The organism is Paenarthrobacter sp. UW852 (genome assembly GCF_024608385.1).
In the GTDB taxonomy this organism is placed as follows: Bacteria; Actinomycetota; Actinomycetes; order Actinomycetales; family Micrococcaceae; genus Arthrobacter.
Genome location: NZ_JAMSGY010000003.1, coordinates 63,073 through 85,223, shown reverse-complemented (window position 1 = coordinate 85,223; position 22,151 = coordinate 63,073). Strand labels below are relative to the sequence as shown.

The window sequence follows — 22,151 nt, the reverse complement described above, 5'->3', positions numbered from 1 at the left end:
GTTCTACAGGAGTTCTCATTAAGCGAGATGCAAGTTCGCCCTTGGCGCTGGTAGTCAAGGACCTTGGACGCAGTCCAGGGACCATGCGGACACTCAACGAGCATGTACCTGCGCCAAGTGACCTTGGTGTGGCGCTCATTGGCGTGAAGGAAGGCTCGGATATCGAGCTGGATCTTCGCCTGGAGGCCGTACACGAAGGAATTCTGGTATCTGGCTCCGCCCTCGTCGAAGTAACCGGCGAGTGCGGGCGATGCCTGGATCCCCTTGCGTATGACCTTGAGGTCAATGTGCAAGAACTTTTCTTCTACGAAGGCGTTGAGCTTTCGGGTGAAGAAGACGATGAAGAGCAACGTCGAGTCGAGTACGATCTGATCGATCTTGAGCCGGTGTTGCGGGACGCAGTAGTCACTATGCTGCCGTTCCAGCCGGTGTGCCGGGAAGACTGCCAGGGTCTGTGCTCCGAATGTGGAGCGCGCCTGGAAGACGAGCCGGGGCACCACCACGAGGTCATTGACCCTCGCTGGGCTGCCCTAGCTGATCTGGCTAAGACTGACCGGCAAACCGATTAGTAAGTGTTCGTCTAAGAGAGAAATGAGATAGCCGTGGCTGTTCCCAAGCGGAAAATGTCTCGCGCAAATACACGCGCCCGCCGTGCCCAGTGGAAGGCAACTGCCCCCAACTTGGTCAAGACCATCGAAAACGGTCAGGTTACCTACAGCCTGCCGCACCAGGCAAAGGTCGTCACTGACTCTGCCGGCACCGCGCTGTTCCTTGAATACAAGGGCCGCAAGGTCGCAGACGCCTAATCTGCCGTACAGGCTGACTAAGGATGTCTTCAACTGAAGAGCTTCTGAAGCGTCTCGGTGTCTCCATTGACACCGAGACGCTTCGTCTTGCTCTCACACATCGCTCATACGCGTATGAGAACGGCGGGATCCCCACCAACGAGCGCCTCGAGTTCCTCGGCGACTCCATCCTGGGCTTCTCGGTCACCGATTCCTTGTACCGTGAGAACCCCTCGCTGCCTGAAGGCGAACTAGCCAAGCGGCGTTCCGCCGTCGTCAGTACGCGGGCTTTGGCCGGCATTGGGCGCTCCATCGGCGTCGGCGAGTTCATTTACCTCGGGCAAGGTGAGAAGCTGACCGACGGCAAGAACAAGGCGTCCATCCTGGCTGACACCATGGAAGCCCTGATCGGTGCCACGTACCTTTCGAACGATATCGAAACCGCCCGCCAACTGGTCATGCGCCTGGTAGGTCCGCTCCTGAAGGACGCAGGCGCCCTCGGTGCCGGCACGGACTGGAAAACGAGCATCCAGGAGCTGACGGCCAGCCGCCAGCTTGGGGTCATCCACTACGCCGTGGAGGGCTCCGGTCCCGATCACGCCAGGACTTTCGAAGCCGTCCTGAACATCGGTGGGACCCCCTATGGTCGCGGCTCTGGCCATTCCAAGAAAGAGGCGGAGCAGGAAGCTGCTGCCGATGCCTGGCGTGCACTCACCGCCATGGACTCATCAGCTGCCGGTCCGGCCCAAGCCTGACGGATGCCGGAACTCCCTGAAGTAGAGGTAGTACGCCGAGGTCTGGCCCGCTGGGTGCGTGGCCGGACCATCACCGGCGTCGACGTCATTGATCCCCGCTCCATCCGGCGGCATGCCTTGGGTACCGAGGATTTCGTGGGGAACCTCGAACATGCAACCGTGCTGGATGTCGTTCGACGCGGGAAGTTCCTGTGGATGCCCTTGGCCATGGAGAACCCTGCTGGCACCACGCACGCGGCCACCGCTTTGGAGATGCCGCGCGTGGCGCTGATGGCCCATCTGGGAATGAGCGGCCAGCTGCTCATGCAGGATCCGGCGGTGCCGGATGAGAAGCACCTCAAGGTCCGGATCAAGCTCAGCCCGGTGGACGGCATGCCGGAGCAGCTGCGGTTTGTCGACCAACGCATTTTCGGTGGACTCTTCGTCACGTCGTTGATCCCAACCGTCGACGGCGGCCCTGGCGGCCTTGGCGAATCGCCCCTGCCCGAGATCGCAGAAGAAGCATCGCACATCGCCCGGGACCCGCTCGACCCGCACTTTTCCTTCGATGCGTTCTACCGAAAGATCAAGAACCGCAAGACGGGCCTCAAGAGGGCGCTCCTGGACCAGGGTGTCATCTCGGGAATTGGCAACATCTACGCCGATGAAGCACTGTGGCGCGCACGCCTCCACTACGCCCGGGCCACGGACACCCTTCGCCGTTCCGATGCCGAGCGCCTGGTGGTGGCCGCGCAAGAGGTCATGAATGCTGCGTTGGCTGCAGGAGGGACGAGTTTTGATTCCCTCTACGTGAATGTGAACGGTGATTCGGGGTACTTTTCCCGTTCCCTTAACGCTTATGGGCGGGCTGGTGAGCTGTGCCCGCGCTGCGAAGCAGCCGGGCTCAGAAGTGTCATCAAACGGGAGCAGTTCATGAACCGCTCCTCTTATACCTGCCCTGTGTGCCAACCGCGCCCGCGGAATGGGCGTTGGTAGCGCCAAAACTGTTCCGGAATCCGGATCGCGATGGCAGACTGTCCCCATGAAACGCGTGGCCCCGAATCAGCCGCTCTGCGGCGTACCCAGCCCGGCCAAACCATGATGGCGCGGCGGCTGGTCATCGCAGGCATTTGCCTTGCCCTGCTGGTCGCCGCCGTGGCAGTCATTTTCGATCAGATGGCTGGAAGGACCGGCTCCACCACTGCGCAGGATTCCTCCACTTCACGCCCAGCCCCCAGCTCCAGCGGCACCCAGGGTGCTCCGGCCGGCGCAAGCCCGGGCGAGGGCACCCCGGTGTCCGGCAGCCCGTCGTCGAACCAGGCCGGCGCCGGCCCGGAGGGGACCGGCGGCGACGGCCAGTCCACCGCCAAACCCCTGGAAGTCCTTCCACCGGTGACCGCGACCCCTTCCGGCTTGCCCGAACCATCCGCGCCCGCCCCCTTGATCTCGGGTGCCTTGCCTGCGCCGGGTACGGCTGCCGGCAAGGTGGTGGACGGGTGGCCGGCTGACATTCTCACCCTGCCTGCCGGAACAACCATAGGTTCCACCTCAGTGACGACCTCGGGCAATGCCCTTCAAGTGGCAGCGGATGGGATCGTGGCCAAACCCCAAAGCGAAGTGCTGGGCTCCTTCAGCCAGTCCCTGGTGTCCCGTGGGTTCTGGTCTGAGCAAGCTCCCGCCGCTGACGGTGCTGTGGCCACGCGGTTCGTTCGTGGCAGCGATACCGTGACAGTCTCCGTGACGACGACGGGTACCGGCGCTTCGCGGTTCCAACTGCTGGGCACCCTGCATACGACGGCGGGCTAGGGGCGGCCATGTACATTTCGCTTTCAGACCGGGGCGGTAAACGGGCCAAGCCGCAAGGTGCGGAAACGGCGCTGCCGAGTGGAGTGCCGTTCCGCTTGTCACCGGTGATCGTATGGCTGGGCATCGTCAGCATGGTCACGGATGTCTCCTCGGAATCGGTCACAGCCATTCTCCCGTTGTACGTGACCGGCTTCCTGGGGTTGTCCACGATCGCATTTGGTTTCATTGACGGGATCAATCAAGGCGCCAGCGCGATCGTCAGAATTGCCGCGGGCTGGGCAGCGGACCGGAGCGGCCATCCAAAACGAATTGCGTTGGCCGGGTATGGCCTGTCCATGGTTGCAAGGATAGGTTTCCTGTTGGCCGGGGGATTCTGGGCGATTGCCGCGATTGTCACGGGGGACAGGATCGGCAAAGGTATACGCACTGCCCCCAGGGATGCGCTCATTTCAGTGTCCGCGCAGCCTGAGCATCTTGCCAGGTCCTTCGGGGTGCACCGGATGCTGGACAATATCGGGGCAGCAGCCGGACCGTTGATCGCGTTCTTTGTCCTGCTGATGATTCCCAACGGGTTCAGCACGGTTTTTGTCGTCTCGCTTGCGTTCGCTGTGATTGGCGTTGCCGTCCTGGGGCTGATTGTGCCGGACGTCCGGGCGGATGGGCTGCCGGACGCAGCCGAACGCGAGGGGCGCCGGCTGTTCGCTTTTTCGTGGAGCCACTTGAAGGAGCCGGGCCTGGGAAAGGTGCTGATCGCTGCCGGGCTCCTGGGCCTGGTGACCATTGGCGACGGCTTTATCTACCTGGTCCTGCAGGCCAGGGACTCTTTTGCTGTCCAGTGGTTCCCGCTGTTGTTCGTAGGCACCAACGTGGTCTTCCTGGCGTTTGCGGTTCCCATGGGACGGTTGGCTGACCGGGTAGGCAAGATCCCGGTATTTGTCGGCGGCCACGTGGCGCTCCTGGCCACCTATCTCCTCGCGGCTTCGCCCATCGGTGGACTTGCTACCACAGTGGGTTGCCTGGTTCTGCTGGGTGCGTTTTACGCGGCAACCGACGGCGTATTGGCCGCATTGGCCAGCCAACTGACCCCGCCCGGGAAACTGGCCACGGGTATCGCTTCGGCCCAGACAGTTGTGGCGCTCACCAGGATGATCGCTTCAGCCGGCTTCGGTGTGCTCTGGTACGCGGCGGGTGCGTCGTCAGCCATGGTGATAGCGGGCGCGTTGCTGGGGTGCGTGGTTGTGGCCGTCATTTTCATCCTGCGGGGCACTTCGCCAGCCAATGTCGTTAACGCCGACGCATGAGTGAAGCGCTGGGCCTGGGAAAGGTTAGGTGGGGCCTTCTGCTGGCCGTGACTGCCTTGGTCCTGGCAGGAGCAGGAATCTACGCGGTGGGGGCCTATCAGCGGTTTGAGGAGAGCCGCTCTGCGGCCTCGACGGTGGGTGTCACGGCTGCGCAACCGCTGCCAAGCGTTCCCTTTGTCCTCTTCCGGAACACAGCTTCCGGGCAGGGATACGGCCACGCAGCAACCGTTCCCCTCTCGGCTCCGGCGGGAGCCAGGTCCGTCAGCGAACAGGAATGCGACCGTGTGTATGGAACAAAGGAGTCTTCCGTCTGCCTGAAGACAAACCGCGGGCTGGTGACCGCGTTCGAAGCTGCGCTCTTGAACCGGGACTGGGAACCCCAAAGCTCGTGGCCCATCAAGGGAATACCCAGCAGGACCCGTATCAGTCCTGATGGCTCAATGATCGCCACCACCGTGTTTGTCACGGGCCACTCGTATGCGACCGCCGGGTTCTCGACCGCCACGGAGATCACACAGTCGGGAGGAACACCCGAAAACCTGGAGGACTACGCCCTCCTGGTCAACGGACAACGGCTGGTGGCCACTGACAGGAACATCTGGGGAGTAACGTTCGTGCCGGGACAAAAGGATGCCTTCTACGCCACGGCGGCTTCGTCGGGGCGGATCTGGTTGGTCCGCGGAAGTATCTCAGCAAAGACGCTGACCGCTGTGCACGACAATGTGGAGTGCCCATCGATTTCGCCCGACGGGACCAGGATTGCCTTCAAGAAGAACGACGGCGGTGCTTTGGCTGCGCATTGGAAGGTGGCTGTGCTTGACCTCGCCACCGGGCAGGAGACGGTCCTATCCGAGAAGCGAAGCGTCGATGACCAGATTGAATGGCTGGACAACCAGAACCTCCTTTACGGGTTGGCGGATGAGGCCGTGGAAGGGGACAGCAACATCTGGCAGCTGGGCACCACTCCCGGTTCGCAACCGGCTATGTTCATTGCCCACGCGTGGTCGCCCAGCGTCATCCGTTGAGCAAGCCACCCGTAAAGTAGGTCCTCTGCTGTGTGATCAGCAGAGCGGCAACAGCCCGCAGAGCAAACCACCGGACTGCGTCGGGCTCGGTGACGGGCTCGGTGTCGCAGTAGGCGTTGCCGTAGCTGTCGGGGTAGGCGTTGCCGTAGCTGTCGCGGTAGGCGACGGGGACGGTGCCGCCGCCGCTTGCTGGGCGGGTGCGGCACTTGAGTAGACAACGTCCACGAAGTAGTTCGTCGCCCCGAACGAGCTGGCCGGCATGACGCCTCCTGAGCCGTACCTGTACAGCCCGTTATTGGGTCCGGAAGCGGTAAACACACCGCTCGTCCAGGTCTGGTTGAAGAAGCCTTGCGTATAGGAGTACCGGCCGACGGGGGCACGGTAGGAAACCACGTAGGTCTGGCCGGTCGACAATGCCACGGGGGTGGCCAGTGTGGCGGTCTGCCATCCTGTTGCCGTCTCATTGGTGAAGGTCACTTGTGCCAGCCGCGTGCCCGCCGAGTTCCAGAGCGAGCCGACGTGGGTTCCGGTGTTTCCGGTCCCCTTGTAGAAACGGATGCCGGTGACGTTGCCCGCCTGGGAAACGGTGAAGGCCGTGCCCAACTCCACAGACAGGGCATCCGAGGCGGACGCTGTCTGGGGGCTCAGTGAACCGAAGATGGTGGACACCTGGACGGTCGGGGCTGCAGTTGTGAACTGCCAGTTGGTGGTGGGGTAAGCCTGCCCCTGTTGGGAGACCACGTTGGCCACGCTGGCTGAGATGACCGTGCTGTTGGGAAGGGGTCCGGCCGGCGTGAACGTGACCGTCCGGCTATCGGAGGAGAGAGCCGCCGTCCCTGCAATGGATGAGCCGTTCGCCGTCAGGGTAAAGGACGAACCGGCGTTGATCCCGGAGGAGAAGGTGATGGACGGTTTCACGTCGGTGGGGATGTCCGTGGCGCCCGGTGCCGGAACCTGCTCCGTTACCGTCAGTTGCGCAGAGGTGACACTGAAGATGACATCGACCAAGTAGCTTGCAAACGATCGGTCACCCGGGAAGTTACCTGAATATGTATACATGCCGGAATCGGGTGCTGTGCGTAGGGGGCCACTGGTGAAGCCCTCGCCGAATCCTGCATCCGTGTAAGAGTACTTTCCGCTCGGAGACTTGTACGCAGCTATGTACTCAGTGTCAGCCTGGATGGACACCGGCTGACTGAACGTCGCAGTCTGCCAGCCGGCTGTAGTTTCGTTGGTGAAGGTCACGGATGAAAGCAATTGTCCCGTTGCGGTAAAGAGGGATCCGGTGTGGGTCCCGATATTCCCGCCCGATTTGTAGAAACGGATGGCGGTTATTTGACCGGCAGTGTCGCTGGCGAACCTGACTCCCAGAGTCAAAGCCATGCCATCGTCCACCTCGGCGGTGGTAGGCGATACCGTGTCCTGATACAAGGTGCAAGGGCATGCCCCGGGGGTCCGTGGCGGGGGAACGGTAGTGAAAGTCCACGAACCACCGGATGACATGGCTTGCCCGGACACTGCCGTAGCGGTGACTGTGGCCGTGTAAGTCGTTTCTGCTGCAAGCGGCGCAGCGGGAGTGAAGGTAACTCTCCGCGTCGCTTGGTCGTACGTGGTTGCCCCTGCGACTGCAACCCCGTTGCCGTTTTTCAAGGACAAAGTGACGCTCGACGGCACGGCGGCCTCGGACAGCACGGCTGACACCGCCTTATCCAGAGGGACACTCGATGAGCCAGGCAGTGGTGTGTGGGAACCGACTGTGAATGGGGGCGCCGGAATCATGACGATAACGTCAACAAGGTAACTGGTGGTCGACCGCGAATTCGGGAAGTCCCCGGTGTACGAGTAAGCGCCAGCATCGGCGTCGGCCCGAAGTGGCCCAATACTCATGCCCGGCCCAAACCCGTCGACAGTGGCTGAGTAGGTACCGGTAAGAGACTTGTACGCCACGATGTACTGGGTATTGGCTGCCATTTGGACTGGCTGGCTGAACATGGCCGTCTGCCAGCCTGATGCGCTTTCATTGGCAAAGGTGACGGTCGCCAGCTGCTGGCCAGACGCCGCGTAGAGTGCGCCGGTATGGGTGCTGGTGTTGCCCGCGGACTTGTAGAAGCGGATGCCCGTGATTTCGCCCGCCGAAACGCTGGAGAAGCGCACACCCAGGGTGAGCGGAACTCCATCCCTTATCTCCGGGATTCCAGGTGTGACGCTGTCATCAAAGAGACTGCACGGGCAGGCGCCGGGTACAGGCATCGTGGCCGCGGTGGTAAATGTCCAAGTGCCCCCCGACGCTACTTGGCCACCCACACTGTCGGTGCCGGCCAGTGTAGCGGTGTACTGGGTGCTGAACTGCAGTTGCGCGGACGGTGTGAACGTGGCGCGGCGCGATACAGCGTCGTAAGCTGTGGTTCCAGCGACAGGACCGGCGGCCGACCGCAGCGTCAACTGGACGCTGGCGGCAGTAACGGGCTTTGAGAACACCGCGCTGACCTTGGTTGCCACCGGGACGCTCGACGATGAGGGTATAGGCGAGTGCGAAGACACCGTCAGGGGGGAGTTGTCCACGGTGCTGAAAATAGCGTCGGCGAAGTAGTTGCCACCGTTGTAACTGGCTGTGGGGAAGCTTTGCGACGTGCTGTACACACCTGCCGGCTCGGCACCAAAGCCACCAGCAACTGTCAATGGAGCGGCCGTCGAGCCGAAGCTCGCCCATTGGTAATCCTGGCTGGAATAGTGTCCCTTGGGCGCCCAGTATGAGACCGTGTACTTTTGTCCCGCAGCGACAGCCACTGGTTGGCCGAATAGCGTCGACTGCCAGCCGGATGCGGTCTCATTGGTGAACGTGGCCGTGGCTAGGCGCTCGCCGGAGGAATTCCACAACGAACCAATGTGCGTTCCGGTGTTGGCCGTGTTCTTAAAAAACCGGACCCCGGTGATAAAGCCGTCCACTGTGGGAGTGAAGCGTAATCCCATTTCGTAGGCATTACCGTCGCCGGAATCCTGAATAGCAGGAACAGTTTGCCCGAACACGCTGTAAGGCCCGCTCAGGGTCAGGTTGCGGGTTGTGGCGGCCCCGATGTTGGCGCTGTCGTCAATCGCCCGGACCTGGATGGTGGCAGTGGCAAGGCCCTGCTGGATGTAGCTGTAAGTCCAGTTCTGCTTTCCCGTGGCCGGGTGCCATGTGTTGCCGCCGTCCGTCGAAACCTCGACGCCGGCAACTGCGCCACCGCTGTCCGACGCGGTGCCAGTGACGGTCACCTTGGTGCCATGGGGGATCGTCGCTCCGTTGGCTGGAGCAGTGATGGCAACCGCGGGCCCTGTCCGATCACTGCTGGCGGCTGCGGCCACCAGGCCTGTCGCACGCGTTGCGGGCTGTACGCCCATGTCGGCAAAGAGGTTGAGTTGGGCCTGCCGCATCCGGGTATCAGCTGCTGCACCGTTGCCGTCGTGCTCCTGGTCCAGTCCCCAAGTCCACTGGACGCTGCCGGACGAAAACACCAAAGCGCCACTGGAGGCGCGATATAAAGTCACGCTGTGCTTGGTGCTGCCCGGCTTTACGGTGTTCCCAAAATCCTGAAGGTATTCCGGCACATTACCCACCGTGGTGGACAGCCGGATAAGTCCCGCAGGACGGAATCCGTTGTCGATGTCTTCGTCGGATTCGTATCCCACCGTGTGGGGGGCCAGAGCGGCTGATGAGCCGGCGGGCAATGTTGCCAGAGTGGTATTACGCCAGAGGCGGGTCTTGCCCTCCTCTGAGCTGACAGTCACCGGGAGGTCGGAGAAATTGGACATGTACATTGTGCCGGTCAGCCCGTTCTCCGGAAGGCCACCACCATTGGCTTGGGAAGCGTAGCGAGGATCCCGCCAAGTGCCGGTCCACTGTGGACTGGGGTCGACCTTACCGTTGGACCAAGTCTCTTTGTAGGAGGTGAGCGTACGACCGGCAGCACCGTCAACAATGGATGGCTCAAAGCGTGTCCGCCAGTACATTTCATTGCCGGACAGGAACTGCAGATTGACGCCGGCATCGCGGGCTGCTGCCACATTGGCACGCTGGGGTCCGGACCAGTACTCATCGTGTCCAACTGAGAGGAACACTTTGTGGTTCAGCAGCAGCCCGCCGCTGCGATCTGTATCGAGGCCACTGATGTAGCTGACGTCGTACCCGTTTTGTTCCAGAAACCGAACCATGGGGTATTCATTGGCGAAATAGAAGTCTCTTCCCGAATTTGCGCCCCGGGTGGCAATTGGTCGGTTGTAGCTGATTTTGTAGGCCCGGCCGTTCTGGGCGCCTTGATAGAAGTCCGAGCCCCCATAGGTGTTGTACGCCTGCCAAGTGGTGTCCGATGTTTGCAATACAACATCCGAACGGCTCGCGTCGGATCGCACTACGAACGTTATGTGGCTCTGGCCGCCCGTATCGGGCCTGGTAAGCAACGCTACGTAGACGCCTGAGACGGCTGTCGAGGGGACCTGCCACGTGGCAGATACGGCCCAGTTGCCGCAGTCGAACAAGTCGGTGGCAACGTCCGTTCGGCATGCGGGCTGTTTCTGCCTGAATGCAGATGGCGTTACGTTCGCGATTTTGCGGGCTCCGTTTCCGCCGTACCAGCCGGTGCGGTAAATCCCAATCGTGTACGTGGGCGCGTCCGTATCGACCTTAAAACGTATGGGCTGCCCTGCATTGACGCTCATGTCCGTCGAGAAGCCTTGGATGCTGTCGTCGCCCGGCACCTCAATGTCCCATTCCGATGGTGGACTGCCGGGTTTGGAGTTCTCACAGGCCACAGCGTTGACCACTGGGTCACAGGGCCCCGCCGCGACGGCTGCCGGCGCGGTGAGTGGCAGCAGTGCCCCCACCAGGGCGATCACCACGGGTAAAAGGAGACCCTTGAAGATTCGCTGTGGTCGGGAAGCTGAAGGACCGGGCATCAGAACTCCTGGAGTGGTACGCCGATAGCTAAGACGGGCCCGCGGGGTAATGCGCAGGTCCCGGCTTGTCACTCCCCAGCCAGGGTCAAACCTAGATCTTCAGTTGTGGAACACGGGTTCGCCACATGGGCGCGTCGTTCCGAAAAACGGGACCGGATCCGGTGCAGGCCAACAACAGTTCGAGCCTGGGCCGGATCACCGGAACGAAAAGTCCATGTAACCCTTGGCAGGAGTGTAGGGGTGCGGCTGGCCGCCCGCAAGGCATTCCGGCATCAGATCCCTGTATTTCGCCCTATCGGCAGTAGATTTGGGGATACAACCAACGGTCCATCCAGGAGAACCGAAGCGCCTTGCATTTGAAAAGTCTGACTGTCCGCGGATTCAAGTCCTTTGCGTCGGCCACGACGTTCGACTTCGAACCCGGCGTCACCGCCGTCGTCGGCCCCAACGGCTCGGGCAAATCCAACGTGGTGGACGCGTTGGCCTGGGTCATGGGCGAGCAGGGCGCAAAAACGCTGCGTGGCGGCAAGATGGAAGACGTGATTTTCGCCGGGACGTCAGGCCGCCCTCCCTTGGGGCGGGCACATGTGTCCCTCACCATTGACAACGCTGACAACGCCCTCCCTATCGAGTACAGCGAAGTCACGATCTCCCGCACCCTTTTCCGCACGGGTGGGTCTGAATACGCCATCAATGGTGCGCCATGCCGGCTCCTGGACATCCAGGAGCTGCTGTCCGACTCAGGCCTCGGCCGGGAAATGCATGTCATCGTCGGGCAAGGGCAGTTGGACCGTGTCCTGCATGCCACCCCTGAAGACCGTCGGGGCTTCATCGAGGAAGCAGCCGGGATCCTCAAGCACCGCCGCCGGAAGGAAAAGACGGTCCGGAAGCTCGAGGCCATGCAGGCCAACCTTGCCCGGCTTGGCGACCTGACTGCGGAAATCCGACGGCAACTCACACCGTTGGGCAAGCAGGCGGAGATCGCGCGACGGGCACAGACGGTCCAGTTCGACGTCCGGGACGCCCGCGCCCGGCTCCTCGCGGACGACCTCGTGCAACTGACAACCTCCCTCGAACAGGACGTCGCCGACGAAGCTGCACTCAAGGAACGGCGCCAGGTGGTCGAGGCCGGCCTGCTGGTGGGCCGTCAACGTCAGGCGGCCCTGGAGCAGCAGGCCGCAGAGGCGACCCCGCGGCTCAACGCGGCCCGCGACCATTGGTATCAGCTCTCCGCCGGGCGGGAGCGCCTGCGATCCCTTGGCTCCCTGGCTACCGAACGCCGTCGGCTCCTCGGTTCTTCCGAAGGGGCCGTGGACTCTGGGCGCGATCCGGACCAGCTTGAACGGCAAGCGGCGCGCGTGCGTGAGGAACAAGCGGCACTGGAACATGACATCCTCGCCAAGCAAGCGGCGCTCCTCGAAGCCACCGTCGCCAAGGACGGGGCGGAAGCGCTCGCGGCCGCGGAGGACAAGCGGCTTACCGCAATGCTGAGGGCTGCGGCAGACCGCAGGGAGGGCCTGGCCAGGCTGGCTGGCCAGGTGGCCGCGGCACGTTCCCGTGCAGAAGCTGCCGAAGCTGAGCGCGGCCGGCTCCGGGAGTCTCTTGCGTCGGGCAACGAAAGGCGCCGGAAGGCCCAAAGCGAGTTCACGGCACTGGAAACCCAAGTGGCCGGTGTCGAGGATGGGGAAGAGAGCCTCGACGCCGAGTATGAGGAAGCCACCGAGGTCCTGGACGCAGTCCTCGCGGAGATCGAAGAGCTCAAAGCTGCCGAGCGGGACGCTGTTCGCGAGCGTGACTCGTTGACGGCCCGTCGGGACGCACTGCAGTTGGGACTTAAACGCAAGGACGGCTCCGGCCGGCTCCTCGCGGCGGAGGGGACCCTTGGTCCGCTGCCAGCCATGATCAGCGTCGAACCGGGATACGAGGCCGCCGTTGCCGCCGCCCTGGGAAGCGCCTCCGACGCGGTAGTGGTTGGCGGTGCCGCCGACGCTGTTGCCGCCATCGGGTTGTTGAAGCAGGACGACGCCGGACGTGCGACGCTGCTCTTGGCCGACGGTGGAACCGACGTTCAGGCCCTTCGGAGCAGCAGCCCGCTTCCGGCCGGTTGTCGCTGGGTTGCCGACGTCGTGAAAATCGGCGACCCCGCTGCCCAAGGTACGTTGGCGCTCCTGGCCGGGACCGTCGTCGTCGATGACGTCCAGGCGGCAGCTTCGCTGGTCACGGAACGGCCGGACCTTACGGCCGTCACCTTGGAGGGGGATGTCCTGACCACCCTCACTGTCGTGGGCGGCTCAACGAACGCACCGTCGCTGTTGGAAGTCCAGGCCGCAGTGGACGACGCCGGGGCCCGCCTCCAGGAGGTTACTGCCCGTTTGGAGCGTGGACGCTTTGCCCTGGCCGGCGCCCAGGCCCGGCGCGCCGAAGCACAGGACCGCGCCGACGCCGCGCTGGAACGGCTGCACGAATCGGATGCCCGCCTGGCCGCCGTCGCGGAGAGGTTGGGGCACCTGAACTCCATCCTGCGCAGCGCCGTTGGCGAAAGCGACCGCCTTGCCGCGTCCATGGCAAAGGCCGAGGCCAATATCGCCGAGGCCCAACTGGACCTTGAAGTCGCCGCGGAACGCCTTGCAGCGGCCCAGGAAGCTCCCGAGGAAGAGCCGTCCACGGACCAGCGTGACGAGCTCGCAGCGCAGGCCAGGACTGCCCGTGCGCTGGAGACCGAAGCCCGGCTGGCCCTCCGGACTGCGGAAGAACAACTCGGCGCCATCAGTAACAGGGCGGCATCCCTGGAGCGTGCTGCCGCTACCGAGCGACGCGCCCGTGAAGAGGCCGCGCGCAGGGCACAGCGTCGACGTGCCCAGGCTCAACGAGCGGCCGCCGTCGCGTCGGCTGTGGAGCAGACCCTGCGCTTCGTGGACATATCAGTTGACCTTGCCGGGCGTGAGCGAGATCTTGCGGAGCAAACGCGTGAGCAGTTGGAGCGGGAACTGGGAGGGGTCCGCTCTTCAAACGATGCCCTGGCCAAGGAACTCGCTGAGCTGACCGACTCCGTGCACCGGGACGAAATGGCGCGCACCCAGCATCGGTTGCGCATCGAAGCCCTGGAAACGCGCTCCATCGAAGAACTGGGGCTATCTGCTGAACAATTGATTGCTGATTACGGTCCGGACCAGCCCGTGCCCCTGCCCGCCGGAACCACCACCGACAAGTGGGCCGAGCTGCGGGCACCGGTGGATGAGAATGGCGAACCAGTGGTTCAAGGAGTCCCGTTCGTCCGCGCGGAGCAGGAGAAACGGCTCAGGAAAGCTGAGCGCGACCTCGCATCCCTGGGAAAAGTGAACCCCCTGGCGCTTGAGGAATTTGCCGCACTGGAAGAACGCCACCAATTCCTCAGCTCCCAGCTGGAGGACCTTAAGGCCAGCCGCAAGGATCTGCTGGACATCATCAAGGAAGTGGACAACCGCGTCCAGCAGGTCTTCACCGAGGCTTTTGCTGACACGTCCGCCCAGTTCGACCACGTCTTCGCGCGCCTGTTCCCAGGGGGCGAAGGCAAGCTTGTCCTGACCGATCCCGACGACATGCTCACCACGGGAATTGAAGTGGAAGCACGGCCTGCCGGTAAGAAGATCAAAAGGTTGTCGCTGCTTTCCGGCGGCGAGCGTTCCCTGACGGCCGTTGCGCTGCTGGTGGCAATCTTCAAGGCGCGGCCCTCGCCCTTCTACGTCATGGATGAGGTTGAAGCCGCATTGGACGACACCAACCTGGGCCGGCTGATCACCATTTTCGAGGAACTGCGTGAGTCCAGCCAGCTGATCGTGATCACCCACCAAAAGCGCACCATGGAAGTAGCGGACGCCCTTTACGGGGTGACCATGCGCGGCGACGGAGTCTCCACCGTCATCAGCCAGAGGCTCGGTGCCGGGGCTTAGCAATATGAGAAGGTAGGGGAGTGAACGATTTCCTTCCCATAATTCTGTCCATTGTCGCTGCGCTCGTAGTGGTCGGCGGACTCGTGCCGGTACTGCTGAAGGCCCGGAAATCCGGGGCCAAATACCCTGGGCCGCGGGACGCCAACGACCCCGTCCAGTCCTCGGCAGCAGGCGGCGGAACTCTGGTGGAGGACCACCCGGACGCCGTCAAAGCACCGGCACCCACCTTTGACGGAACGGTTGCCGGCACCGATGTTCCCGACGACGCCGCCGGGCTCGAAACCATCGCCATTGATACACCGGACCCCGTCGAGGGCCGCCTGAACCGGCTCCGTGCCCGCCTGGTCAAATCCAACAACATCCTGGGTAAAGGCCTCCTGGCGCTTCTGTCCGGGGACAAAATCGACGAAAACGTGTGGGACGAGGTTGAAGAGACTCTCCTGCTCGCCGACCTCGGCACCGAACCCACCATGCAGTTGGTTGACGCGCTTCGTGAACGTGTCAAGGTTCTGGGTACCCGCAGCCCGGAAGAGGTCAAGGCCATGCTGCGCGAAGAGCTCATCAAGCTGGTGGACCCGGGCATGGACCGTTCCCTGAACGTCGAACGCAAGGGCGACCGGCCCGCCGTCGTCCTTGTCGTCGGCGTCAACGGCGTGGGCAAGACCACCACGGTGGGAAAGCTGGCCCGTGTCCTCGTGGCTGAAGACAAGGACGTGTTGCTCGGCGCTGCTGATACGTTCCGTGCTGCCGCAGCCGAGCAGCTCGCTACGTGGGGGCAGCGCGTGGGCGTGCCCACCGTGAAGTCGGACATTGAAGGGGCGGACCCGGCCTCGGTTGCCTACGAGGCCGTCAAGGCCGGCATCGACCAGGAAGTCGACGTCGTCATGGTGGACACCGCCGGACGACTCCAGAACAAGACCGGCCTCATGGACGAATTGGGCAAGGTCAAGCGGGTCATCGAGAAGCTCGCCGAGGTGGACGAGGTCCTGCTGGTCCTGGACGCCACAACGGGCCAGAACGGCCTCAACCAGGCCCGCGTTTTCGCTGAGGTGGTCAACATCTCCGGCATCGTTCTGACCAAGCTGGACGGTACGGCAAAGGGCGGCATTGTGGTGGCCATCCAGAAGTCGCTGGGTGTTCCGGTGAAGCTCATTGGCTTGGGCGAAGGCCCGGATGACCTCGCACCGTTCGATGCGGAAAGCTTCGTGGACGCGCTGCTCAACTAGCAGCTCAGCAGCACAACACGGTTAACTGGCCGGCAGCAGGGGTGTTCCGCACCTTTTGCTGTCGGTCAGTTTTTGTTTCCCAGGGGTTCACGCGCGGGGAGCCACGCGATGGCAGTCACCAGCAGCACCGCACCCGTAATGCCGAATGCCCAGCCGTAGCCCAGAACATCGGCCATAAGCCCGGCGACGATGGGGCCGATAATGGCGCCGGTGTCCGCGGCCATCTGGAACACTGCGAGGACCTTGCCGCCGGAACGTCCCCGGCCAATGACATCGGCGACGGCGGCCTGTTGCGCCGGCCCCAGCAAACCTGAGCCGAATCCCGCCACAGCCGAAGCGGCAAGAAAGGCCAGCAAATCCGTGGTCAAGCCGATCACGGCAGTAGCCAACCCTGTGATGACGAGTCCGGGCACCACCAGGGGTTTCCGTCCCCAGGCATCCGCCAGCCGCCCGGAGAATGTCAGCGCGCTGGCATTGCCCACCGCGAAGATGGCCAGTGCCCAGGCAGCCGTCTCCGGCTTCGACTGCAGCACCGCCACCGCAAACAGCGGGATGGTGGCCATGCGAACCCCGAAAGTCACCCAGCCGTTGCCGAAACTGGAGAACACTGCGGCGCGGTAGGCCGAGTCTGCAAGTGCTTCCTTCAGGGTCATGGCAGGAGCTGGGTTTGCCTTGGTCGCGGCCTGTCCCTCGCCGCTAAGCATGGTGCGGACCACCGCAGCAGCCACGAGCAGCGCTCCTGCGTAGGCAAGGAATGGAACGCGGAGTCCGAAGCCCGCAAGCAAGCCGCCCACAACCGGACCCAACACGCTGCCGATCAGGAATGCCGAGGCATACGCCCCCGATACCCGCCCGCGGCGTTCGGGCGGAGCCAGCCGGATCAGCAGGCCCATGGCCGCGACGGTGAACATCACAGAGCCCGCACCACCGAGCCCACGGAAGATCAGCAGTTGCCAATAATCCTGGGCGAAGGCGCATGCTGCTGTGGACACGGCAACAATCAGAAGACCTGAAACGTAGACGTTTCGCTCACCGAACCTGCCGATCAAAGCACCGCCGGCCGGGGCGAAGACCAAGCGCATGAAAGCGAAGATGCTCACGATCACGGCGGCTGCAGTTGCACCAACGTCAAAAGTGGTGGCGAACTGGGGCAGCACGGGTGCCACCAGGCCGAAGCCCAACGCAATCAGGAACGCCGCGGCCAACATCACCTTGATGTCGCGTGGCAGGGGAGTCTTCTCAGGCCGGATCCTTGGTGCTTTGACGGATCTGGGCGGCTGGGTCATGCGGTTGGGGTCCTTCGGGTTGGTTTTCGGGTGAAGTCTGACGCCTGAAACATATCCGTAACAGCGGGGATATGCACCATTTACGTTGGGGAGGTTGTTGTAACCGGCCCGCAATATAAAACCTGCGCAGGTGAAACACAGCGGCACAAAACTCTTAAGCAGGACGCAAAAGGCGTCAGGACAGCGGTAGAACCGCAGAACCAAAGCAAGAGAGGAACGTGCACCATGGAACTTACCGCAGGTCACGTATGGGTCATGGTGGCGGCGGCACTCGTGCTGTTCATGACACCTGGTCTGGCATTTTTCTACGGCGGCATGACACGCGCCAAGGCTGCCTTGAACATGATGATGATGAGCTTCATCTCCATCGGCATCGTCGGAGTTGTCTGGGTGCTGTGGGGCGCATCGATGAGCTCAGGCGAAGGCTTCCTTGAAATCGTGGGCAACCCGTTCGCCACTTTCGGCCTCGAAGGCATTTCCACCCCTGATGGCCTGATCAAGGTCGGTTACGCAGCCACCTTCGCCATCATTACTGTTGCGCTCATCAGTGGCGCAATCGCAGACCGCGCCAAGTTCGGCGCGTGGACCATCTTCGTCCCGGTCTGGGTCACGCTGGTCTACTGCCCCCTGGCCTACATGGTGTGGGGTGGCGGCCTGTTCGGCCCGGAGGGTGCAATCGGAAAGGCCCTCGGCCCGGCAATCGACTTCGCCGGCGGCACCGTGGTGCACATCAATGCCGGTGTGGCAGCACTTGTCCTGGTCCTGATCATCGGTAACCGTCGTGGTTTCGGTAAAGACCCGAACCACCGCCCCCATAACATCCCGTTCGTCATGCTCGGTGCGGCCATCCTGTGGTTTGGCTGGTTCGGTTTCAACGGCGGCGCAGCGACCACTGCTGAGCAGGGTGGCTTGATCTGGGTCAACACCCTCGCAGCTCCCGCAGCGGCAATGATCGGCTGGCTCATCACCGAACGCATCCGCGACGGACACCCCACCTCCCTGGGCGCAGCATCCGGTGTGGTTGCCGGCCTGGTGGCCATCACTCCCGCCTGTGCCAACGTCAGCCCGGTCGGTGCACTGGGACTGGGCGTTGTGGCCGGTGTCGCTTCCGCCCTGGCGGTTGGACTGAAGTTCCGTTGGGGCTTTGACGACTCCCTGGACGTCGTGGGTGTCCACCTCGTATCCGGCATCATCGGCACGGTGGCTCTGGGCTTCATTGCAGTTCCGAGCGAAGGCGTCACCGCCGGCGGCCTCTTCTATGGCGGCGGCCTGACCCAACTGTGGGCCCAGCTCGCAGCGGCAGGCATCGCAATCGTCTTCTCGGCCATCATGACGGCCATCATCGCCCTCGCCATCCACAAGACCATGGGCTTCCGGGTCTCCACTGAACAGGAGAACGTGGGCGTCGACCTCAGCCTGCACGCTGAGACGGCGTACGAGTTCGGCGTCAACGGCCACGGGGGCAGCTTCCAGCCGCTCCATGAGGCGATGACCGGAAAGTCCGAAGAGAAGGCTCCCGCAGAAGGCAAGGAGAGTGTCCAGGCATGAAGCTCATCACAGCGATCGTCCGTCCCGAAAAGCTCGAAGCAGTCCGGGAAGGCCTCGAAGCATACGGGGTTCAGGGCCTGACGGTCAGTGCAGCCAGCGGCTACGGCCGGCAGCGGGGTTACACCGAGGTGTATCGCGGAGCCGAGTACAACGTGGACCTGCTGCCAAAGATCCGGATCGAGGTCCTGGCCACGGACGAACAGGCGGACGACATCCTGGATGTCCTCATCGCCAGCTCGAATACCGGCAGGGCCGGCGACGGCAAGGTATGGACCGTGGATGTCTATGAAGCAGTCCGGGTCCGGACGGGTGAACGGGGCGCGGCGGCCATCTAGGCCACCAGCTACCACTCGTTACTCAAACACCGGCAGCGGGCCGGGTACCAGTCAAGGTACCCGGCCCGCTTTGTGTTGCCTTGTTTAGTCTTCGACGTTTAGTCCTCGACGCCGGTGGGCCAGTTCGCGGGCCCGGCGCTGCCGGCGGCGTATTCTTCCAGGGGCACCTCGCCGTTCGCCCAAGCATTGAGGACGGGTTCGATGATCCGCCAGCAATCCTCAGCGGTGTCGCCCCGGACGGACAGGAGCGGATCGCCTGTCAGGATGCCTTCGAGCACTTCGCCGTAGGGCAGCATCCCGGCCGCGTTGAGTTCGGCCACCAGGCTTGCGCGGTCAAGGCTGAAGATGTCACCGGGACCGTTGACATCGACGTCGAGCTCCAAAACGTCGGGCCCGAAACCGATCCGCAACTGATTGGGGGAGTCCACGCCGGAGAAGCCCTTGGGGAGGTGGGGGACCGGGCGGAACGTGATGACTGCTTCCTTGCGGCGTTGTCCCATGGCCTTGCCCGAGCGGAGGATGAACGGGACGCCGCTCCAACGCCAGTTGTCGATGTCCACGCGGACTTCCGCAAGGGTTTCGGTGTTCCTGGCAGGATCCACGCCTTCCTCCGCGGCGTAGTCGGGCACGGTACGTTCGCCCAGGGTTCCTGCCGTGTACCGGGCACGACGCGTCGACAGGTTGTAGGGGGCCTTGATGCTGCTGGCACGCAATACGGTGGCGACGGCGTCCCGCAGGTCGCGTTCCCCAATGGTGGCCGGCGCGTCGATGGCCAGGAACGCCATGATGTGCAGGAGATGGCTTTGGATCATGTCCCGGAGCGCGCCGGCGGTGTCGTAGTAGCGGGCACGGCCCTCAAGGGCGAGGTCTTCGTCGAAGATGACCTCCACTTTTTCGATGTGGTCCCGGTTCCACACCGGTTCCAGGAACCTGTTGGCGAAGCGGAGGCCGAGGATATTCAGCACTGTTGCCTTGCCCAGGAAATGGTCTACCCGATGGATGTGGTCCTCCGGCACCAGCGCAGCCAGCGTCTTGTTCAATTCGCGCGCCGATTCGGTACCTGATCCAAATGGCTTTTCCATGACCAGGCGGGTTCCGGCCGGCAACTGTCCAGGGTGCAAAACCTCGCAGGCCTTCTGGCTGACGTGGGGCGGCAACGCGAAGTAGATCGCGACCGGGCCCTCCAGCTGCGACAGCAACTCTGCCAGCGGTCCGTCCGCCGTCACGTCCAGCTGGTGGTATTCGGTGCTCCCGGCCACCGCAGCCAAAGCCGCCTTGCCTTGGGCGTCGGCTTCCTTCGACGCGGCGGCGAAAGCGCCGTCGACCCGTTCCCTCCACTGGTCCGGAGACCAGGGATCAGAGCCGGCTCCCACCAAACGCAGGCCTGGAGCGCCACCCGCGGCCAACAGTCCAGCAAGGCCCGGGAGCAGCAGCCTGCCCGTCAAGTCTCCGGATGCGCCGAGGATGAGCAATGTTTTTACAGTTGTTTTACTGGTCACCGTGCCAGCATGCCATCTTGGAGGTGCGACTTGGTACCCTAGATAGTCGAGTCCCGCAGTTGAGTCATCCCGTAGTTGAGTCATCGTGCCGGGGCAAGAATCGTCAAGACTCTGGCGTGCCGCATTGGCCGCCATTCGTAGACCATCGAAAGAAGTGCACGGCGCGTGTTCAATTCACTCTCTGACCGGTTGACAGCAACCTTCAAGAACCTCCGTGGCAAGGGCCGCCTCACCGAGGCTGACGTCGATGCCACGGTCCGGGAGATCCGCCGCGCCCTGTTGGATGCGGACGTCGCCGTATCGGTGGTCCGCGAATTCACTGGACGCATCCGTGAACGCGCGCTCGGTGCCGAAGTTTCAGGTGCACTGAATCCCAGCCAGCAGATCGTGAAGATCGTCAACGAGGAACTGAAGGAAATCCTCGGTGGCGAGACCCGCCGGATCCGCCTGGCCAAGAACGGCCCCACCATCATCATGCTCGCGGGCCTCCAGGGTGCCGGTAAGACCACCCTCGCCGGCAAGCTGTCCAAGTGGCTCAAGGCCCAGGGCCACAGCCCCATGCTGGTTGCCTGCGACCTTCAGCGTCCCAATGCAGTGACGCAGCTCCAGGTTGTTGGCCAGCGTGCCGGTGTCCCGGTTTTCGCTCCGCACCCCGGCGCTACCTCGGAACTTGAACACCCTGCCGGTGACCCGGTCGCCGTCGCCAAGGCCGGCGTCGAGGAAGCCCGCCAGAAGCTTCACGACGTCGTGATCGTTGATACCGCCGGCCGCTTGGGCGTCGACGCCGAAATGATGGATCAGGCACGCCGGATCCGCCAGGCGATCATCCCCAACGAAGTCCTGTTCGTGATCGACTCCATGATCGGCCAGGACGCCGTCAACACGGCGATGGCCTTCGACGAGGGCGTCAACTTCACGGGCATCGTCCTGTCAAAGCTCGACGGCGACGCCCGCGGTGGTGCCGCGCTTTCCGTGGCGTCCGTGACCGGCAAGCCCGTCATGTTTGCCTCCACCGGCGAAGGCCTGGACGACTTTGAGCTCTTCCACCCAGACCGCATGGCTTCCCGCATCCTCGACATGGGTGACGTCCTCACCCTGATCGAGCAGGCCGAGAAGGCATGGGACAAGGATGAAGCCGCCCGGATGGCGAAGAAGTTCGCCGACCAGGAAGACTTCACCCTTGACGACTTCCTCGCCCAGATGCAGCAGATCCGCAACATGGGCTCCATGAAGAAGATGCTCATGATGATGCCGGGTGCTCAAAACATCCGTCAGCAGCTGGAGAACTTCGACGAAAAAGAGATCGACCGCGTCGAGGCGATCGTCCGTTCCATGACACCGCACGAGCGTGTTGCTCCCAAGATCATCAACGGTTCCCGCCGCGCCCGTATCGCCAAGGGTTCCGGCGTGCATGTCTCCGAGGTCAACGGCCTGCTGGAACGCTTCGCCCAGGCACAGAAGATGATGAAGAAGCTGGCCCAGGGCGGCGGCATGCCGGGTATGCCTGGGATGCCCGGCCTCGGTGGCCCTGGCGGACGCAAGAACGGGAAGAACACTCCCAAGAAGAAGGCAAGGTCCGGCAACCCGGCCAAGGCAGCCCAGGAACTTCGCGATGCGGAGGCCAAACGGGCAAACGCTGCTTCAGCGGCCCCCACGGGCGCGGCTTTTGGGCAAGGCGCGGCGGACTTCGACCCGTCGTCGCTGAACCTTCCCAAGGGCTTCGACAAGTTCCTCGGTAAGTAGAC

The 22,151-nt window shown here is 63.2% G+C and carries 15 protein-coding genes; 12 read left to right on the top strand and 3 right to left on the bottom strand.

All coding sequences use genetic code 11. The features are described 5' to 3' along the window. The first annotated feature begins 41 nt into the window (after window positions 1-41). The 7 genes from NEK97_RS06570 to NEK97_RS06540 are packed head-to-tail and all read left to right on the top strand — an operon-like array spanning window position 42 to window position 5,651. The gene (locus NEK97_RS06570; protein ID WP_257369064.1) at window positions 42-569 is read left to right on the top strand and encodes a DUF177 domain-containing protein; all 528 of its coding nucleotides are present in this window, start codon (window positions 42-44) and stop codon (window positions 567-569) included. Between the two features lie 33 nt (window positions 570-602). Further along, window positions 603-806, top strand: a complete 204-nt coding sequence (gene rpmF, locus NEK97_RS06565; protein WP_011775139.1) for a 50S ribosomal protein L32 — start codon at window positions 603-605, stop codon at window positions 804-806. 23 nt (window positions 807-829) lie between these two features. Beyond that, window positions 830-1,540 (top strand): ribonuclease III, encoded by a 711-nt coding sequence (rnc, locus tag NEK97_RS06560; RefSeq protein WP_257369063.1) that lies wholly within the window; start codon window positions 830-832, stop codon window positions 1,538-1,540. A gap of 3 nt (window positions 1,541-1,543) precedes the next feature. After that, entirely contained in the window at window positions 1,544-2,515 is a 972-nt protein-coding gene (gene mutM, locus NEK97_RS06555; protein ID WP_257369062.1) for a bifunctional DNA-formamidopyrimidine glycosylase/DNA-(apurinic or apyrimidinic site) lyase, read from the top strand. A gap of 30 nt (window positions 2,516-2,545) precedes the next feature. Further along, complete coding sequence (locus tag NEK97_RS06550; RefSeq protein ID WP_257369061.1) at window positions 2,546-3,325, top strand: hypothetical protein; 780 nt, start codon at window positions 2,546-2,548, stop codon at window positions 3,323-3,325. Window positions 3,326-3,333: 8 nt separating this feature from the next. Continuing rightward, window positions 3,334-4,626, top strand: coding sequence for an MFS transporter (locus NEK97_RS06545; protein WP_306672885.1), 1,293 nt, complete (start codon window positions 3,334-3,336; stop codon window positions 4,624-4,626). Continuing rightward, complete coding sequence (locus NEK97_RS06540) at window positions 4,623-5,651, top strand: hypothetical protein (protein ID WP_257369060.1); 1,029 nt, start codon at window positions 4,623-4,625, stop codon at window positions 5,649-5,651. Before NEK97_RS06545 ends, NEK97_RS06540 begins: the two co-directional genes overlap by 4 nt. Window positions 5,652-5,687: 36 nt before the next feature. Here the strand turns inward: NEK97_RS06540 and NEK97_RS06535 are convergent, their stop codons facing one another. After that, complete coding sequence (locus tag NEK97_RS06535) at window positions 5,688-10,583, bottom strand: DUF4082 domain-containing protein (RefSeq protein WP_257369059.1); 4,896 nt, start codon at window positions 10,581-10,583, stop codon at window positions 5,688-5,690. A gap of 350 nt (window positions 10,584-10,933) precedes the next feature. Between NEK97_RS06535 and smc the strand changes: the two genes are divergently transcribed. Then, on the top strand, window positions 10,934-14,512 hold the full coding sequence (gene smc / locus NEK97_RS06530; protein ID WP_257369058.1) for a chromosome segregation protein SMC: 3,579 nt from the start codon (window positions 10,934-10,936) through the stop codon (window positions 14,510-14,512). A 20-nt stretch (window positions 14,513-14,532) separates the two neighbouring features. Next, window positions 14,533-15,738, top strand: coding sequence for a signal recognition particle-docking protein FtsY (ftsY, locus tag NEK97_RS06525; protein ID WP_257369057.1), 1,206 nt, complete (start codon window positions 14,533-14,535; stop codon window positions 15,736-15,738). Window positions 15,739-15,803: 65 nt separating this feature from the next. Here the strand turns inward: ftsY and NEK97_RS06520 are convergent, their stop codons facing one another. Next, complete coding sequence (locus tag NEK97_RS06520) at window positions 15,804-17,024, bottom strand: MFS transporter (protein ID WP_257369056.1); 1,221 nt, start codon at window positions 17,022-17,024, stop codon at window positions 15,804-15,806. 225 nt (window positions 17,025-17,249) lie between these two features. Here NEK97_RS06520 and NEK97_RS06515 point away from each other — a divergent pair, with 225 nt between their 5' ends. Further along, window positions 17,250-18,572: an ammonium transporter gene (locus tag NEK97_RS06515; protein ID WP_257369055.1), complete on the top strand. Its 1,323-nt coding sequence runs from the start codon at window positions 17,250-17,252 to the stop codon at window positions 18,570-18,572. Then, on the top strand, window positions 18,569-18,907 hold the full coding sequence (locus NEK97_RS06510) for a P-II family nitrogen regulator (RefSeq protein WP_017199639.1): 339 nt from the start codon (window positions 18,569-18,571) through the stop codon (window positions 18,905-18,907). Before NEK97_RS06515 ends, NEK97_RS06510 begins: the two co-directional genes overlap by 4 nt. Window positions 18,908-19,005: 98 nt before the next feature. Here the strand turns inward: NEK97_RS06510 and NEK97_RS06505 are convergent, their stop codons facing one another. After that, the gene (locus NEK97_RS06505; protein ID WP_257369054.1) at window positions 19,006-20,406 is read right to left on the bottom strand and encodes a glucose-6-phosphate dehydrogenase; all 1,401 of its coding nucleotides are present in this window, start codon (window positions 20,404-20,406) and stop codon (window positions 19,006-19,008) included. Between the two features lie 165 nt (window positions 20,407-20,571). On the opposite strand from NEK97_RS06505, the gene ffh reads away from it, so the two are divergent. Beyond that, complete coding sequence (ffh, locus tag NEK97_RS06500; protein WP_235522061.1) at window positions 20,572-22,149, top strand: signal recognition particle protein; 1,578 nt, start codon at window positions 20,572-20,574, stop codon at window positions 22,147-22,149. The last annotated feature ends 2 nt before the right edge of the window (window positions 22,150-22,151 follow it).